General features: G+C 35.3%; 10 protein-coding genes. 2 read left to right on the top strand and 8 right to left on the bottom strand.

Features of this window, described 5'->3' with window-relative positions; translation table 11 throughout:
• Positions 1 to 116: 116 nt before the first annotated feature.
• The 7 genes from IPK14_27315 to IPK14_27285 form a co-directional block, all read right to left on the bottom strand.
• The gene (locus IPK14_27315; GenBank protein ID MBK7996946.1) at positions 117 to 1325 is read right to left on the bottom strand and encodes a serine/threonine protein kinase; all 1209 of its coding nucleotides are present in this window, start codon (positions 1323 to 1325) and stop codon (positions 117 to 119) included.
• Between the two features lie 65 nt (positions 1326 to 1390).
• Positions 1391 to 3790: a hypothetical protein gene (locus tag IPK14_27310; GenBank protein MBK7996945.1), complete on the bottom strand. Its 2400-nt coding sequence runs from the start codon at positions 3788 to 3790 to the stop codon at positions 1391 to 1393.
• A 462-nt stretch (positions 3791 to 4252) separates the two neighbouring features.
• The gene (locus tag IPK14_27305) at positions 4253 to 5437 is read right to left on the bottom strand and encodes a hypothetical protein (GenBank protein ID MBK7996944.1); all 1185 of its coding nucleotides are present in this window, start codon (positions 5435 to 5437) and stop codon (positions 4253 to 4255) included.
• 109 nt (positions 5438 to 5546) lie between these two features.
• Entirely contained in the window at positions 5547 to 6626 is a 1080-nt protein-coding gene (gene cax / locus IPK14_27300; GenBank protein MBK7996943.1) for a calcium/proton exchanger, read from the bottom strand.
• A 126-nt stretch (positions 6627 to 6752) separates the two neighbouring features.
• Positions 6753 to 9239: an Eco57I restriction-modification methylase domain-containing protein gene (locus tag IPK14_27295; GenBank protein ID MBK7996942.1), complete on the bottom strand. Its 2487-nt coding sequence runs from the start codon at positions 9237 to 9239 to the stop codon at positions 6753 to 6755.
• 151 nt (positions 9240 to 9390) lie between these two features.
• Positions 9391 to 10410 carry a 4-hydroxythreonine-4-phosphate dehydrogenase PdxA gene (gene pdxA, locus IPK14_27290; GenBank protein ID MBK7996941.1) on the bottom strand — a complete coding sequence of 340 codons (1020 nt, stop codon included), beginning with the start codon at positions 10408 to 10410 and terminating at the stop codon, positions 9391 to 9393.
• 279 nt (positions 10411 to 10689) lie between these two features.
• Positions 10690 to 11283: a hypothetical protein gene (locus tag IPK14_27285; protein ID MBK7996940.1), complete on the bottom strand. Its 594-nt coding sequence runs from the start codon at positions 11281 to 11283 to the stop codon at positions 10690 to 10692.
• Positions 11284 to 11456: 173 nt separating this feature from the next.
• Between IPK14_27285 and IPK14_27280 the strand changes: the two genes are divergently transcribed.
• Positions 11457 to 12440: a type II secretion system F family protein gene (locus IPK14_27280; protein ID MBK7996939.1), complete on the top strand. Its 984-nt coding sequence runs from the start codon at positions 11457 to 11459 to the stop codon at positions 12438 to 12440.
• A gap of 51 nt (positions 12441 to 12491) precedes the next feature.
• Positions 12492 to 13601, top strand: a complete 1110-nt coding sequence (locus tag IPK14_27275) for a D-alanine--D-alanine ligase (protein ID MBK7996938.1) — start codon at positions 12492 to 12494, stop codon at positions 13599 to 13601.
• A 172-nt stretch (positions 13602 to 13773) separates the two neighbouring features.
• On the opposite strand, the gene IPK14_27270 is transcribed toward IPK14_27275, so the two are convergent.
• Positions 13774 to 17658: a protein phosphatase 2C domain-containing protein gene (locus IPK14_27270; GenBank protein MBK7996937.1), complete on the bottom strand. Its 3885-nt coding sequence runs from the start codon at positions 17656 to 17658 to the stop codon at positions 13774 to 13776.
• Positions 17659 to 17686: the final 28 nt, after the last annotated feature.

The raw sequence follows: 17686 nt of genomic DNA, 5'->3' as shown, positions 1-17686 counted from the left end.
ACCTTTTTCGCTAAATGAAATTATACCTTTAGAAAAATAAGATGGATTAATTACCATTATTGTACTAAGCAACATCATCAGTATTCCAAAACTTGCAATAAAATACATATTTTTCCTTAATTTGCTTTTTCAATAGAAGGATTTGCCCCTTCAATAGAAGGTATTGAACGGCTAATTGTTGGTGTATCATCATCAAGTTCACTTAAAAATACCGAAGTATCTTCACTAGAATCTATAAGCGTTTCTAAAACTGATTTAAGAACTTGAGCAACTTCTTGAGCAGTTGGACGCTCATTTTGGTCTTTTTCCAACATTTTAAGAATAATTTCATGGATTGTTTTTGGTACTCTTACATTAAATTTCTCTAATGAGGGTGGTGTTTCTGTTAAATGTTTTAGGATTATTGTTGAAAGGTTATTTTCCTGTGTTGAAAAAGGCAAGTGTCCAGAAAGCATTTGGTAAAATGTAACTCCTAGACTATAAACATCAGATCGTCCATCATAAAGCTGACTAGTTAGTCTTTCAGGAGACATATAAGCAGGTGTTCCTATTAAACCACCTGTATTAGTTAAATTTCCACTAATATCAATCATATCAACTATTTTGGCAATTCCAAAATCTACTACTTTAATAATTTCACACTTTTCATCTTTATGAAGAAAAATGTTGTCAGGTTTTATATCTCTATGAACTACCCCTGCTTGGTGTGCTACTTCTAAAACCTCACATACAGGTAGTAATATTTCTATAGTACGTTTAAGGGGAATCCGTCTTTTCCTTACTATTTCACCTTTAAGAGTTTCCCCTTTTAATAATTCCATAACTAAATAAGCAATTCCATCTTCTGAAGTACCAGAATCAAGTATAGCAACAGAATTTGGATGATTTATACGGCAAGAAGAAATAGCTTCAAGCTGAAAGCGTTCTAAAGCTTCAACAGAATCATTTCCTGGCGCAGGACGAAATATTTTTATTGCAACAGCTTTTTTAAGCGATAAATGAGTAGCACGATAAACAGCACCAAAACCCCCTGAGCCAATTTTTTCTTCCAACTTGTATTTTTCATCTAGCACCGTTCCAGGTAAAGCTTGGGCCAGTGCCGAAAATATTCGGTCAGCACGTTTATGAGACTCAATTAATTCAACATTTTTATCAGCTAATTCAGCATTTTTCTTATCAAGCTCTAGATTTTTTAGTAAAAGTTCTTGATTTTTTTCTTCAGTTTGCTTTTGAGAAACTTTTATTTGTTCTAATGCGACAAAAAGCTCTTTGTTAGTTTGTCCTAATTGATCTGTTCGTTCAGCAACCTTAGCTTCTAACAACATATTTTGTTTAGCTAGTCTTTTTAGCTGGTAGTTATGAAGCTGGTAAATAATTGTACTTATTACAATTAAATAAAATAAATAAGCTCCCAACTATGCCAAGGAGCAGGTTTTATATAAAATTTAACTATAATTGGCCCAGAAATATTGCCTAAATAATCTTTTGCCCAAACATTAAAAGTATATTCTCCTGAACTTAGATTTTGATACTCTTTTTTTGGCTCGTTTGTCCATTCAGAAAGAGTTTTATCATACCCAATTAATTGAAATCTATAGCGGGAATCTGATTCCCGAAAATAGCTAAGTAGTGCATATTCAAAAGATATATTATTTTGGTTGTAAGAAAGATTACCAAGATCAGTTGTTAAGCTATCAAATTTTTGAGCTTTTCCAGCAACCAGCAATTTTTCCAAATAAAATGGTTTAGAAACATTGTCTAATGTCTCTTTAGATGGATCAAAAAGTGCTGCACCTCCAATTGTTCCTACCCAGATACGACCAAGGCTATCTACTAAAGAAGCCCCACTGTTGCACTCATTATTAGGAAGTCCATCTTTAATTGTAAAATTATAAATACTGTAGTTATCCCTAGTCGCCTTATTAGGATTTATTTTAGTTAACCTTACAACTCCTTTATTTGTTGAAAGATAAATTCTACTTTCCTTATCAGACATAACTTGATAAATAGTATTATTAGGTATAGCAGGAGTAGTTGAATCAGAAAGCCATTGCCAATCAGAAAAACTATCTTTTATTTCTGTCCAAAAAACTCCTCCATCTGTTCCAACCCAAAGCCAATCTTTATTTACGTCTTTAACCTTCAGTAATGTTCTGATTCTTTGATCAGGTAAGTTATTAGCAAGCCATTCACCAGATTTTAAGCAAGCAAGGCCGCTTTCCGTACCAATCCAAATTTTTTCTTTACCATCTTTGTCATAAGTTATGGCTAGAGATCTAACAATGTTATTAGGAAGTTTGGAATTAGTTATGTTGTAGTTGTGCCAAATTCCATTTTCAAAACGGGCTAAACCTTCGCGTGTACCTGCCCAAAGAACTAATTCCCCTTTTAGATTTATGGTAGAGAGTAAGCAGTAAATTCGGTTGCTAGGCAGCCCTGAATTAACATCAAAGACCCTCCAAACACCTTTATCAATTTTTACTAGGCCGCCTTCGGTCGCTATCCAAATTATTTTTCTACCATCTGTTTCTCTCGTTTCTAGTAAAGCTCTAACAGTATTATTTGGCAATCCTGATTTAACATTGTAAATTGTCCAAGTGCCATTTTCCCAATAACCTAATCCCCCATCTGTGCCTATCCAAAAAGAGCTAGAATCTTCACTATTTTTACTCTCCATTATGCTAAATACAGCATTATTAGGTAGTCCTGATTCTGTATTAAAAGAAATCCATTTACCTGTTTCTAATTTTGCTAGCCCTCCTCGGCTTGCCATTCCAATCCAAAGAGTCCTAATTCCAGCAGTAGAAGTAGTTTCCAGTAAACTCCAAACCGAGTCATCGGGGAGACCTGATTTTGTGGTATAAGTTATCCAATGGCCTTTTTCAAAACGAGAAAGTCCAAATCCACCTGTCCCAACCCAAAGAATAGGCTCTCCTTCAGCAGAAGTAGTTTCCAGCACACATCTTACTTCATTGCTAGCTAAACCATCTTTATCTTGATAAATTGTCCAAGTGCCATTATCAAAATGTCCAACACCGCCTTCTGTTCCTACCCAAAGCGAATGCCCAATGCTACTTTGGCTTTTGCTAAGTCCTCTAATTACATTATTCGGAAGACCTGATGATGTGGTGTAAACAGTCCATTTTTCTTCTTCAAACCGGGCTAGCCCCCCATCCGTGCCTACCCAGATTGCTTTTTTACCATTGTTGTCCGTAGTTTCAATTAAATGTCTTATAACATTGTTAGGAAGACCTGATGATGTGGTATAAACAGTCCATTTTCCTTCTTCAAACCGAGCCAGTCCATTTGATGTCCCTATCCAAAGAACTTCTTTACCATTAAGGTTTGTAGTTTCTAAAACGCTACGAACTTGGTCATTAGGCAGCCCCGATTTTGTATCATAAGTTTTCCAAATCCCATCTTTGTAAGAAGATAGCCCAGCACCATTAGTGCAAAAGAGAACGCTCCCATCTTTAGCAATATAAATTTGGTAAACCCAATTTGAAAGCGTTCGATTAGGCATATTAACGCTCAACCAGCTTTGACAATTGTAGTAAGCTGCCCCATCTTGAGTCCCAACCCAGATATAACCTTTTTTATCTGTAGTAACTGTGTTTATAGTATTTTGAGGTATCCCATGAGAATCATCAAAAAACCGAAAAACTATCCTACCTGTTTCAGCAATTTCTTTTGTTGATTTATTTAATAGAGTTTTCTTTGCTGGTTCAAAAGTTCTAGCCGTAGATATTAAGATAGATAAATTACTAACACTTAAAAGTGCTATAATCAAAATTAACTTAACTAATTTAGCGTAAGAAAAAGTAAACATTTCTCGAAAAATAAACTTAGAAAAGAGTGAAAAACAAACTTTTATGATAACAGTTTTTAGCAAAACAGACGACTTTTGTTTTTAGAAACACTCAGCCTTTTTATTTGATAAATTTCTATTCTCGCCCAACATGCTTCCAGTCTATAACCCCAAATTGCCAAGGGCTAGCAAGATAATTCTTTAGATAAAATTCTACAGAAAACTTATCACTATTATTTAGATTTGCTAAATTAAAATACTTATGTGACTCCAAAACACTTTCTTTAGAAATACTTAAACCACATGGAGGAGCAACAAGCCTTGCACTTTCTTCATTAGTATTAATATTTAATACTAATGCAAGTGCCTTTTCGCTAATATCTTTATACTCGCTTTTTACATCTCTTACCTTTTCATCATAGTAAGTTGTGCTTCTAGTTTTACCTACTGTAGTAGTACGTGATCTTCTAACAGTTTTTCTGTAACTATATATTCAGTAATTGGTATTACATCAAACTGCTCTAATTCTAAAGTAGCATTAATAGTTAGTTGATCCCCTACAACTGGGGTATATCCACATAGAGAAATAAACCCAAATATTACGTCTTTGTAGTATTCTTTAAACTTGCTACTAAGATCATTTGGAAAGTTTAAAGTCACACCTAACTTACCATTTATAGCCACTTTATCAGCTAGGTCAATAAATTCATCTCTTGCGGTTAAAGCATTTCCCAAAGTAGTAAAGTAATTATAATTACTGTAATCTGCTTGTTTAGAAGTTATTTTAGCCCAAGTTATAAGTAAATTAGATTTATCAGACTGAGAAGCTAAACCATAGTATTTACTTAGGATATAAATAAGTGCAAAAGCTTCTTGTTTTTCTAGTTTATCTTGGGAGTTTAATATTTTTTGCACTAAGCTTTTTGCTTTTTCTGGGCTAATTACTCCTAAATTAAGGTATTGTGAAGGCTTAGGAGTAATTTTTTCTTTTAACCAGCTAGCTTCTGACCACCAAACAGGCGGATGTATTTCTGCGGCTATTAGCCCTAAAATTATTTTTTTACCTTGTTCTTTATCTAAAATTTGATCATCGCTTAAACCTTGAAGTTTCAAACCTAAATAGCATAAAAGCCACTCTTGACGACTATCTAAAACATCTCCAAGCCGCCAATAATTACCTTTTAACTCTGTCAGCTTATTTTCTACAACTACAGGTTGATAAAGAAGTGTTGGCCCAAGGTCTTTATTATAAAGATCTACCCAGCTTGCTAATCCAAAACCTCCAGTATATTTATTAATGCTATATTGCCAATAATGATCTTTTAGAGTAAGTTGTTTTTTTAGAAGTACTGCAAAGGGAAATAGTAAAACTACTAAAGCACTAACAAAACAAGTTGAAGTAGCGATAAAAGAACATATCTTCTTAAAATTAGAAAGGTTTGTTTTTTGCTGCTCATTTTTAGTAGTGATTTTACTAATAGTTAGCAAAATCACCACTAAAATTGCTAGAGGAAAAGCTACTTTAGCTCTATAGCCAAGGTTTGAATCTAAAAAATAATATGGAACTAAAACAATAAAAGAAACTATTAAGCTAAAAAATACTGCTATACGTCTTAAGTAAATATTCATAAAAACTGCCTCAAATTTTTGAGATAGCTTAAGTTTAAGGCAAAAAAATTAGTTTACGCTGGCAAAGCTACCACACTAATTAGTTTACTTAAAAAATTTTAACTAGAAATTAACCAGGTAAGAAGTAAAATGCTATTCCTAAAATGATATAAACAGCTAGCATTTGAACTCCTTCCATCCAATTAGATTCACCATCAGAGGACACAACATTTAGTACAACTACAGAAATTATTATGGCAATAACTTCCATTGGTGTAAAAAGCAGATCCATAGGTTTACCAAACAAATAACTAGCAAAAACCAAAACTGGAGCAACAAACATTGCTATTTGCAGTGATGAACCTATTGCAATATTCATAGACAAATCCATTTTATTTTTCATTGCCATTAATATTGCTGTGCTATGTTCAGCAGCATTACCAATAATTGCTACTAAAATCACACCAATAAACACATCAGAAAGCTTAAATTGCTTTGCTGTTTCTTCAATAGAACCTACTAAGAATTCACTCATAATAGCAATTAATACAGTAGCAACTACTAAAACAATCAAAGAAGTAGTTCTTGACCAATGCGCTCCACCAGCATCTTCTGCCTTGTCTTCTGCACCCTCAGAGCCATCATATAAGTGTTTATGGGTTTTAAGAGAAAAAATTAAGCTTAAAACATAGGTAATAAATAAAACAATAGCAATTTCTAAACTTAATTCTTGCTCAACAGCTTGTGGATGTCCTTGATTAAGAGAGTGAAAAATCACAGGAATGATTAAAGCAACAGCACTTAAAGTCATAAGTGTTGAGCCTAAACTAGAGGCGGTACGGTTAAAAGTTTGAGTTGGAAACTTTAAGCCACCAGCTAAAATACTTGCTCCTAGCACCAATAAAACATTACCAATCATAGATCCTGTTAAAGAAGCTTTAACAACCTCATATTTACCAGCTTTTAAGGCTATTAAGGCTATAATTAGCTCTGCGGCATTACCAAAAGTAGCATTAAGTAGTCCTCCTACGCCTTCGCCTACTTCCTCAGCCAAAGCTTCTGTTGCATGTCCCATAAGCCCTGCTAATGGAACAATTGCAAGTGCTGAAGCAATAAAAACCCAAGTTCCAGAAGCATGCATAAAGTGTAATGCAATTCCAATAGGAATAAATATCAAGAACCAGTTTAGGAAATTAGCTGGCTTAAACATATCTTTGATGTTCACTAGATTACCTCCTAAAATTAACGAGCAGTTTATATTGTCTTAAATCTTGTAAAGAAACTTTCTTCATATTTATTTTATTTTTTATCTTTTAGCATAATAAGAACAAATTTTTTATAAATATGGGCCTAAAAACCGTTCTCCATTAAAATGAATCATATGAGTTGGGGCTTCCGCTACCCACACTTCCGTTTCCCAAGATATTTCACCCAAATATTTAACCATTGTTCTTCTATTGGGAAAGGCGGAAACAAAAACTAATCCTGCCTTTGATTTTTCAAAGAGCTTTTTAAGCTCGGCGTGTCTTTTGGCATTAACTGGGCCGTGACTGGTAACGGCTTCTATTAAAACAAGCCATCCCTTATTTTCATAGTAAACGACAACATCAGGCATTTTTCCGTGTGCATCAAACACCACTCCTAAAGATCCTAAGAGTTTCTTGTCAAAATAAGCCCATTTTTCATCTGCATCACCAATATAAACCAACTTCCCATTAGGTGTATAACAAGGGCAAAATTCCTCTATAATCTGCTTTATAAGAATATTTTGACTGCCTGGGGAAAGTTCGATGCTTTGACCAGATGAAGTTTTAACTGGAATACGCATCATTGCTCTTTCTCTAGCATAACGCTGTTGCAGAGTCTCAACAGAGGTTAAATATTTTAAGTTGCTATCCCATTGTTCTGTACCAAAGGTTTGCAATAAAGCTAAAGCTGGTTCTCCAACCTGGTAAACTGCTTTAGGACTATTGACTGGTCGGCTTGGGTTGTCAGGGTTTAGCAAAACTAAACCAGCATCTAAAAATTGGTGAACGGTTTGCCGTCTTACCGTTTCGCGGGTATTGGGGGCATATGTTTTGCCATAGTGTTTAGTAAAGTAATTCATCATTTCCGTAATACCACAAAGCGGGTTTTTAGATTCTGCCCAAAACATATCAGGCCGCAAATCAAGCAAAGCGAGTAAAGTTAAAGCTGACCGTTCGTTTTGTTGCTCTCGCGGAAAACCAAGATCTTTAAGAATGCTTAAAGCTTCATCGATTTTTTTCTTGGCTTGGATTGGATCTGGGGTAGTTTCGTTATTTGTCATACTAAAGAAGTAAGTGCTTATAAGATTATCAATTTCATCCTGTTTTAGGAAAGTATCTCCTACAGTTTTACCTAGATGCTCTAACTGTTGCCGTGTCGGATATTTAAGGCTTCTTAGATCAGTAGCATTTACTTGGGTATGCCCATTAAATTGACGAAAATATGAGTCAATCAAGGTTGAGTTTAGAAAAATACACAACCCTTTTGCCAAATTTATCGGCAAGCCTTTGCCATTCTGATGATAATAATTGAGATGATTTTCAAAACCTACAACAGGCGAAGGTATTAAATCAGAATCATAAATAGCAGCTACTACTCGGCGTTGTTCCTCTTTTGATGAAAACCGCTTAACTAAAACATAAACTCCTGCTGGTACGGTTAAATTATTTGTTCCAGGAGCTACTGCTATAGCATTAGGTTTTGAGATTTTTTCATTCGGCCATTTAATAAAGCCATTGTAAAAATGTCCAGGATAGATAAGCGGTGCAGTGTTTTCTTCAGACATAGATCGCAAATACTCTTTGGCTCTAAAATCAACTACTCTGCCAGTAGATACTGCAATCCCTATCTCTGCAAGCATTGTATTAAATGTATTGGCTTGATTGGCTATTTGATGTTGTAAGCCATCTTGAACAATATGAATAAAGTAATCTGGATCATCTGGTTTTACTACTTGGTTATAATCTATTTCTCTCACGCTAATATCATCATTAATCCCATTGCTTGTAGTTATAGTTACTTTAGGAAATAGAGTTATATCTTTGACAGCATGAAAGATCACGTTTTCTTGTAAAACATCATCATCCTGAAAAGCTGTTTTTCTAGATTCAAAAACATGGATCCGGCGAATATTCATCTTGCTAAGAAGCAATTTTCTAAATGGTTTGAAATACGGGCCGTTACAAAAACTTCTTGGTGTAATGGCTACTAACTCGCCTTTTGGCTCTAAAAGACAGATGACAATTGATAGAAAAGCAGTGTAAAGATTGGTGGTTTCAATATCAACTGAACGTAATAAACGTCGCGTTTCTGAATCACTCTTTATTTTGAAATATGGCGGGTTCAAAATGGCAAAGTTAAAGGTTGGTGGCTGTGTTGAAAATAATCCTTTAGATAAAAACTCAACCCCAGCTTTTATAAAATCTTGCTGGTAAACATTAGTAGAAAATTTAATACCCTGTTGTTCACAAACAAAAGCCAAAGCCTTTGTTGTATCATTTAGATAATCAACTAATAATGGATCAATTTCATAGGCAGCAATAGAAATACTTTTAGGTTTACTTCCCCACTTCAAAGCTTGAGAAAGAAATGCTGCGGATAAAGTACCTACTCCCGCACCAGCATCAAGTAAGCGTATCAAGGGCTTTGGTTGCTGAAACATAGAAGCCATTAAACGAGCAATGGTTAAAGGTGTAAAAAATTGCCCTAGTTCTGAACGGCGTTTTGGGTTAAGTTTTCGCGCTGCATCTAGTCTAAAAATTTCAATTTTATCTAAAAATTGCCTACATCTTGAAATATATCAAGTTGTGGTTGAAGTCCTAATGTGGTGTTATTAAGTAATGACATATTTATCAGACTTAAAATAAATCTACATAATGTATGATCAACATAACCTTATTAATAAAGAAGATCGAAAGAAGCCAATATTTTATATAACAAATTAACTTTTATATCCTGATAGGATCACCTTCTGCTTCTGAGCTAGACAAAGTAAGTTGTGCAGCAAGCTTTATTGCTTCAACCATGCTGCGTGGATCGGCTTGTCCTTTACCTGCAATATCAAAGGCTGTACCGTGATCTACTGCGGTACGAATAAAAGGCAATCCCAAAGTAACATTTACTGCTTCACCAAAAGAAAGACATTTAACAGGAATCATTCCTTGATCATGATAGCAAGACAAAACTACATCAAATTCACCACGTGCAGCACGTAAAAACACAGTATCAGCAGAAAATGGCCCTCGTACATCAAACTCTGGATCACGATTACAAACTTCTATTGCTGGAATTAATTCAGAAGCTTCCTCAATACCAAAAAGCCCACCTTCCGCCCCGTGTGGGTTTACTGCTGCAACAGCAATTCGAGGGCGTTTAATTCCCCAACGTCGTAGCTCTCGGTCAACCAAACGAATAGTTCTTTCTACTCTTTCTTTTTTTACATAAGTAAGAGCTTTAGCTAATGGAAGATGTGTTGTAAGCAAAACTACTCTAAGTGAAGAAGAGACAAAAGCCATTGCATAGTCTTTAACATTAGTTAAATAACCTAGCATTTCACTATGTCCTGGGTAAGGATAGCCCCCTAGTTGTAAAGCTCGTTTACTAATTGGGCCATTAGTCATTGCATCTATCTGACCTGACCTAATTAATTCTACGGCTGCCTCAACATATTGGCCCGCTGCTTGTCCATATTCTGGCGATTCTTTACCCATTTCTACAGTAGCAGAAAGATTTTTTACATTATAAAGCACAGGTGTATTTAAAGTTTTTGGTAGTTCTTCCCCAGCATTATAAATATCTAATCCACAAACTAAGTCTAATTTACGGGCATGATGTGATAAGTGTTGAGCATCACCAATTATTATTGGGCTTGCACAATCTAGCACTTCTTCATCAATAATAGCTCTTAATATAATTTCTGGGCCAATGCCTGCCGGATCTCCAATAGTTACACCAATACGAGGTTTTATTTTAGAAAAATTTTTCATGTTTTTAATATTGCTAATAGCAAAATCACTAGCTAATAATTATATATTTTTAATTAATTTTATTAGAATATAAATATGTAATTAATTTTGGTTAAAAGTTAATTACATTAGAATGGTTTAATTTAATATAACATAACCATATCTTTATCAAGTGCTAAAATACCTTTATTTAGAGCTAATTACCACCAAAATTTGTTTTGTCTAAAAATAAATTTACAAGCTATTTTTTAATTTTAGCGCAAGAAAATTTTTGCTACTTTCTTAGCGTTTTTTTGGTAAAAAACCTAAAGTTTGTTGCCAGTTAAGGTTTTGTTTTAGCAAGTTAAGTCGATTTTTCTCTGCTACAGAAATAAGTTTTTCTATTTTATTAATAATAGTTATCAATAACGAATTAGCCATAAATCCGCCACTATTTGTAACTTGACTATAGTAGTTTAATTGTAATTTCCCTTGTTGGTTTTGATGAAAAGTTTGTATTTCATTTTGAGATAGCAATTTAACTACAGATTGCACAGGTAAAACTTCTGACGGTACTTGATGGATACCAAAATTATTTTCTAAATAACCTAGAAGCAAAATATTGATGATTACGCCTTGTTGATGAAGATAATCAGGCGCAAATAATAAATTTGCAGACTCAGAAGAAAGTCTTGGTGCAAAACTACCATAATCAGGATTAATTAATTGTGTGTTAGCAATTACACCAATAATAGAAAGATTTTCTATTTCCACCTTAACAAATTGACCAAAAATATAATCATTTGTCTTTGGAGGATTGGCAACGTCTAAAGTGTCTAGCACACGCGCAATGTATTCAATATGAGAATTAGAACCTATTATTTTTGCAATCTGCATAAAATTAAATTACAGCCTAAAACAGAAATTAAGTATCAAAAAAACTTTGGTCTAATCGAGTTGCTTTAGTAAGTCTTTTAAGCATAGAGTGTAGTTTTCTGCAACTTATTTAGCCATTAAGAGTTTTATAATCCAAACTAAGTAGTAAAAATCTAACTTAAAGTAAATTAATTATGTGGTTTAATAAAACTAAAGAAATTGCAACATTTTATGAAAAAATGGCTCAAAGCTATCGTGCTGGCCTACCTATTATAGAATCATTAAGCTTAGCATCAATGAATATAAGTAATACCAAACTCCGTCAAAGCTTAGATCGAGCTAAAAGCTATATTCTTAATGGTAGTACGTTTACAGAAGGTCTTGCTCAAAGTCCAACACTTTTTCCAGAATTTGATTTAGCAATTATTGAAGTAGGTGAATCTCAAGGCCGTTTGGATCAAACCCTATTGGATCTTTCACAACTTTATGAACGCCAATATAAAGATATTAAAATTTTTCTATTTGCTATGGCTTACCCAACTTTTCTACTAGGAGCGGCAATCTTTTTGCCTCCTATAGTTGCTTGGTTTACAGATGGTCTTTCTGCCTATGTATCAATTGTAACAAAAAAACTTTTTACTCTTGCAATACCGATAACTGCTATTTATACAGGTTATTATGCTTTTAAGGTTTATGGGCCTGATACATTAGATTATGTAATTTTACAAATTCCAATAATAGGAACAAATCTTAAAAAATTAGCCTTAGCGCGTTTTGGTCGTAGTTTAGCTGTTTTATTTTCTTCTGGTATTGACCTGCGACGAGGTATCAAATTAGCTATTAAATCTATGTCTAACAGCTATTTAGAAAATCGTAGCAAAATCATAGCTGTAGCCTTAGATGAAGGCAGAACTATTACTGAGGGACTTCAAGCAGCAAATGTCTTTCCTGAAGCTTTTGTGCAAGCTTTTGCAATTGGAGAACAAACCGGAGATATAGATAAAATGCTACATAAAGTAGCAGAATATTATGAATTTGAAGCGGATAAAGCTTTTAAAGCAATACTTGCAGCCGTTCCAATAGTGGTTTACCTGGCTGTAGCCCTCTACATTGCTTATATTGTAATTAGCTTTTATACAGGATATTTTAATGCTATTGGCAATATAACTAATCAGTAAAACATCAAAGAAAATATTTTTATTTTGCAAAAGTTTAAGGAGATTAACCTAGTGTCTAAACTTAGAGTAGGAGTTATTTTTGGTGGTCGTTCAGGAGAACATGAAGTTTCATTGCGTTCTGCTCATTCTATAATTCAAGCTTTAGATAAAAATAAATATGAAGCAATTCCAATAGGAATTACTAAGTCAGGAAATTGGCTTACAGCTAATGCAGCCCTTGGTTTAATTCCTGAAGCAATAATGTCTAATCCCAAAACAGAATCCGTAGCCCTAGTTGGTGCGCCTGCTTACTCAGGGCTTGTTAAACTTAACGGTGATAATTTAGCCGTTGGAGAAAAATTAGATGTGATCTTTCCTGCTCTACACGGAACTTATGGCGAAGATGGCACAATCCAAGGGCTATTTGAACTTGCCGATATTCCTTATGTTGGTTGCGGGGTTTTAGCATCTTCTACAGGAATGGACAAAGTAGCAATGAAAAACTTGTTTGTTGCTAATGATTTAGCTGTAGGGAAATTTTCTTGGTTTTTGCGTCGTAATTGGGAGCAAAACCGACAAGCAATCTTAGATAAACTAGACACTGAGCTAAAATTTCCAATGTTTGTTAAACCTGCTAATTTAGGCTCTTCTGTAGGTATTTCAAAGGCTAAAAACCTTCTACAACTTGAACAAGCTATTGATCTAGCTATTAAATATGATAGAAAAATTATTGTTGAAGCTAACGTTAATGCTCGTGAGTTTGAAATTAGCGTTTTAGGTAATGATAACCCTATAGCTAGTTTGCCCGGTGAAGTAATACCAGGTGCAGAGTTTTATGACTACAATGACAAATATATTGATAACAAAACTCAATTTGAAATTCCTGCTAAACTTTCACAAGAATTTGTAGAAGAAATGCAGCAACTAGCAATTAAAGCTTTTCAAGCTATTGATGGGAGCGGACTTGCAAGAGTAGATTTTTTTTTAGATCGTGATACTAATACACTATTACTTAATGAAATAAATACAATGCCAGGCTTTACTTCTATTAGTATGTACCCTAAATTATGGGAAGCAAGCGGTTTAAACTACCCAAATCTAATTGATCGATTGATTGAACTAGCAATAGAAAGACACAAAGAAAAATCCCAAATTATAACTACTTATGATCCTAATAGTTAAAAGTGTTTATAAAATAGCTTTTTTGCTTAAAGCTTGTTCTATTGCATTTGCATCAAGTTTTAGCCAATTTCCATAATTAAAACTTAGGAAATCTTATATTCTACTAAAGCAAGACTTCCTAGGTTTTAATTATAAATACTTTCGTTTATTTTTCAACTTCCAGATAAATTACCTATCTTTTTCTACCACCTGTGGATTTTGGTAAAGCATCTAGTTGTGTTCGTAGAGATTTAACCCGATTAATGGCTATTTCTGCATAACTACGGGCTTCTTCTGTAGCAATATTTTTAGCTGAATATTCTGTTAATTGGTCTCTATAAGCTTTTAACCCTTTTATTTGCGGTTCTTTACCAGGGTTAGAATCTGGAAGTTCTTTTTGCGCTCTTTCTAGAGTTTTACTAACTTCTTCTAGTGCATATTTAACTAAGCCAGGAGTATCTTTTGGTAACACAACTTCTGTTTGTACAGGTGTAGGGCTAGCAACTGGTTTTGTGCTAGCTGTTGCTACTGGTGAAGGTGTTGCTACTGGTGTTTGTTGAACAGGTGTTTCTATAGGTGAAGGACTTGTTATTGGTGTATTTTTTGCAGGGTCATTAGTTGCTACCTGAGTATTTTTTCCAGATAACATAAATATTCCTACTACAATTCCAACTATAACAACTATAACTCCTCCTAATGCAATTATTAGTTTAGGATTAAGTTGGCTTCCCTTTTTAGTTGCTCCACTAGTTACTTCAGAAAAATTTCTTTCCGTATTAACTGGAGGATTAGTCTTAAATTCATCAAAAGAATCAGCTTTAGCACTTCCACTTGATGGAGGTGGAAAAGGTGTGTCCGTCTTAGAGCCTGATGGCGTTGGTGGAAAGCTAGGTGCTGGTTTAGGTGCTGGTGGCAAGTCTAATTTAGCTGGGGGTGGTGCAGCTAGCCCAGGCACAGGTGGTTTTGCCCCAACCGCTTGTGTTGGAGGCGGTGGTAAATTAACAGGTTTATTTTGAACTGGAGGCGGTACAAATAAAGGTTTTTTCGGATCTGATGGCTCTTCTTTCTTATTTGGGGTTATGGGTGTTAGATCTTCTTTTGTTGCCCATTTAACATTTTTTTCGTCTTTAGCTGTCCCTAATGGAGGTGGTGCTATTGGTGGCATATTTGGAGCAGGAGGCACAGTTTTTGGAGGTGGTGCTATTGGTGGCATTGCTGGCTTTAATGGAGATGGCGGTACTACAGGAGCTAAATCTGCTTTTTTAGGAGATGGAGGTAAAACCAAAGCTGGTGGTGCTGGTTTTAGTGAATCTTTTGCTCCTATATCAACTTTAGCAATATCACTTTTAACTAGTGGAGGTGGTGGAATATTTGCTGGTGCATTAGACGTTGGTGTTGGTTTATTTGGTGCTGGTGCAGAAAATAAAGAAGCTAAAACTTCTACTCCAGTTTTATTGTTTTTTGTATCTACTGGAGCTTCTGTTTTTGCAACTGGATTTGATATTGGGCTAGTGGGAGCAGGTGCCTTAGCAATAGGAGGAGCAAATAATGGTGCTGATAAAGGAGCTTTAACATCTGCTTTTGATGCTGGTGGTGCAAAAGGATTTTGTGGTGGCACAATTGCTGGAGGAGCAAATAAAGAGTTATTTGTTGGAATTTTATTTTCTTCTACAGGAGCAGCAACCGAAAGTGTTTCTAACATTACTGGCTCTGGTTCATCATCTAGCTTTTTTGGTGTAGGGGTAGAAAGTTTTTCCTTAAAACTTTCTGCAAAGATTAACCCTGTAGGGTTTGCCCCTGTTTCTAAAGAAATTCCTGGTTTTGGTGATGGAGAAAATAAAGAATTTTCTAAAGAATTTTCTCCTGTCTGTTTAACAGATGGAAATTGTCCTTTGCCTAAGGGGGGTAATGCCCCTTTTAATTGTGCAGGTGGTTGATCTGCTGGTGTAAAAAGTGAATTTTCTAAAAAGTCATCAACTTTAGGCGCGTTTGGTGAAGAAGCCTTAGGTGGAGGAGCAAATAATCCTCCTGGAGTTAAAGGTTTTGGTACTGTAGGCTTAGGTGCTTCAGGAAGCGCAGGAAGCGGAGCTAATGGACTAGTGTTATCACCTCCAAATAAATTAAGCGGTGTAGTAGGTAATGTTGCTGGTGGAGGCATAGGTTTTGCCATTGCTGGCTTATCAAGTGGAGGTGCTATTGGGGGTGTTACTAGACCGGTCTTAGGTGGAGGTGGTGCAAATAAATTAGCTGATAGTGCTGGTGGCACAATATCTGGTTTCTTTTGTAAATCAGCAGGAATATTTGGACTTCCCACTAATGAAGGAGCTAATGGAGGTGGGATTATTCCGCTTGGTGGCATAACTGGTGGCATTGGTTTTGTAGCAGGAGCAGAGCCTGGTATTGTTGGAACTGGTGCTTTTAGTGGTGGTGGTGCAAAAACAGGAACTACCGGGGCTGAAGGTTTGGTTGTAGTAACTGGTGGTGTTTTATTTTCTTGTAATGCAGTCTTACTAGGTGAACTTGCTAAACTTGGTGGCACAATTGGAGTTTGTGGAGCTTTAATAGGCAATGGTACGGCATCAACTTTAGAAGTATTTCCTATTCCTGGTGTACTTAATACAGGCATCTCTAGTTTAGGTGGTGCTAATTTAGGTGGTGCTAATTTAGGTGGTGCAATTGGAGGTGGTATTCTATTTTCAATAGGCTTAAGTGGTATTGCTACAACATCAGATTTAGCATTTTTACTAGGTGTTTCTAAAACTGGAGAGCTAGAAACTTTAGGCTCATTAATTGGTGTAGGTATAAATTCAATTTTAACTTCTGGTTCTGAACTAATCTTTGTTTCTACAGTAGGTGGTTCTTTACTTAAATCAAAAACAGGTACAGCAGGCAAATCTGTTTTAGTATCGGCTTGACGAAAAGCAGTTTTTTCAGGTGAACTAGGCTTTTTACCTATTTTTTGGTTGTCCTCTTTTGATAAAAATGGGGTAGTCTCTCCTTTATTTTCATCTTTGCTTGAGGGACTAGTTAGGGGTGTTGTAGCTAAATTATTTGCTGTATTAGGTATTACTGGAATTTTTGGTAGATCAGAAACTGTAGGAATACCATCTAGTAAAGCACTTTGTGTCATTGCCATTGGATCAAGACTTTGATTTGAATCTGGGCCTTCTGCCTGAAAACTCATAGTCTCATTGTCATCTAATGACTCACCAAAGTCTAATGGTGCAACAATCTTAAAAGTAGAAGTAATACTTAAATCTCTCTCTAAACCTAATGACAAGCTTTTACCAATAAAACGGGCTAAAATAACTGTAATATTATCTTCCCCACCCCGTTTATTAGCTAATTCTATTAAGTGGCGACAATTTTCTGCTAAATCCTTGCTACTACTAGCGATTTCTCTCATTTCTAGGTCTTTTATTTTGTTAGAAAGACCATCAGAACACATTAGCAAAACATCATTATTTAGTAAGTCTACACTGGTTACTTCCACATGAACTTTAGGTTGAGTTCCTAGAGCCTGTAAAATTACATTATTTGGAACATCAGCAATTTCAAGTCCTGCTTTTTTAACAGCATTAGCCCAGGATTGATCTTCTGTTACTTGTTTAACTCGTCCACCTCTTACTATATAAGCACGAGAGTCACCAACTTGAGCAATATAAACACTAGAACCATAAACAAAGGCAGCCGTAAGAGTTGCGCCCATTCCCCTTAGAGAGTTATCTGACTGAGCGCATGCCCAAATTTGTTCATTAGCTTGTTCTGTAGCACGTTTTAAGCGATCACTAGGAGAGAGTACAGATTTAGTACTTTTCATTAATTCTGTACAGACCGTTTGAACTGCCATAGCTGAGGCTACTTCACCAGCAGCGGCCCCGCCTAAACCGTCAGACACTATCATTAGGCTTCCTTGAGATCCAAGCTGATGTTCTATAACCTCAGGCCCAAGACCCAAACGCCCACTAGACAGATCAGCAACCAAAAAGCTATCTTCGTTGCCCTGTCTTTTCATACCAACATCTGTACGGGCATAAACATAAACAGTTATACCTTCTGGTAAAACTGATAAATCCACTTTTTCCCCCTAAATTATTAAAGGTTGA

It is taken from the genome of Blastocatellia bacterium (genome assembly GCA_016713405.1).
Lineage (GTDB): Bacteria > Acidobacteriota > Blastocatellia > Chloracidobacteriales > JADJPF01 > JADJPF01.
The sequence above is the reverse complement of the archived record's forward strand: the minus strand, read 5'-3'. Positions and strand labels throughout refer to the sequence as shown.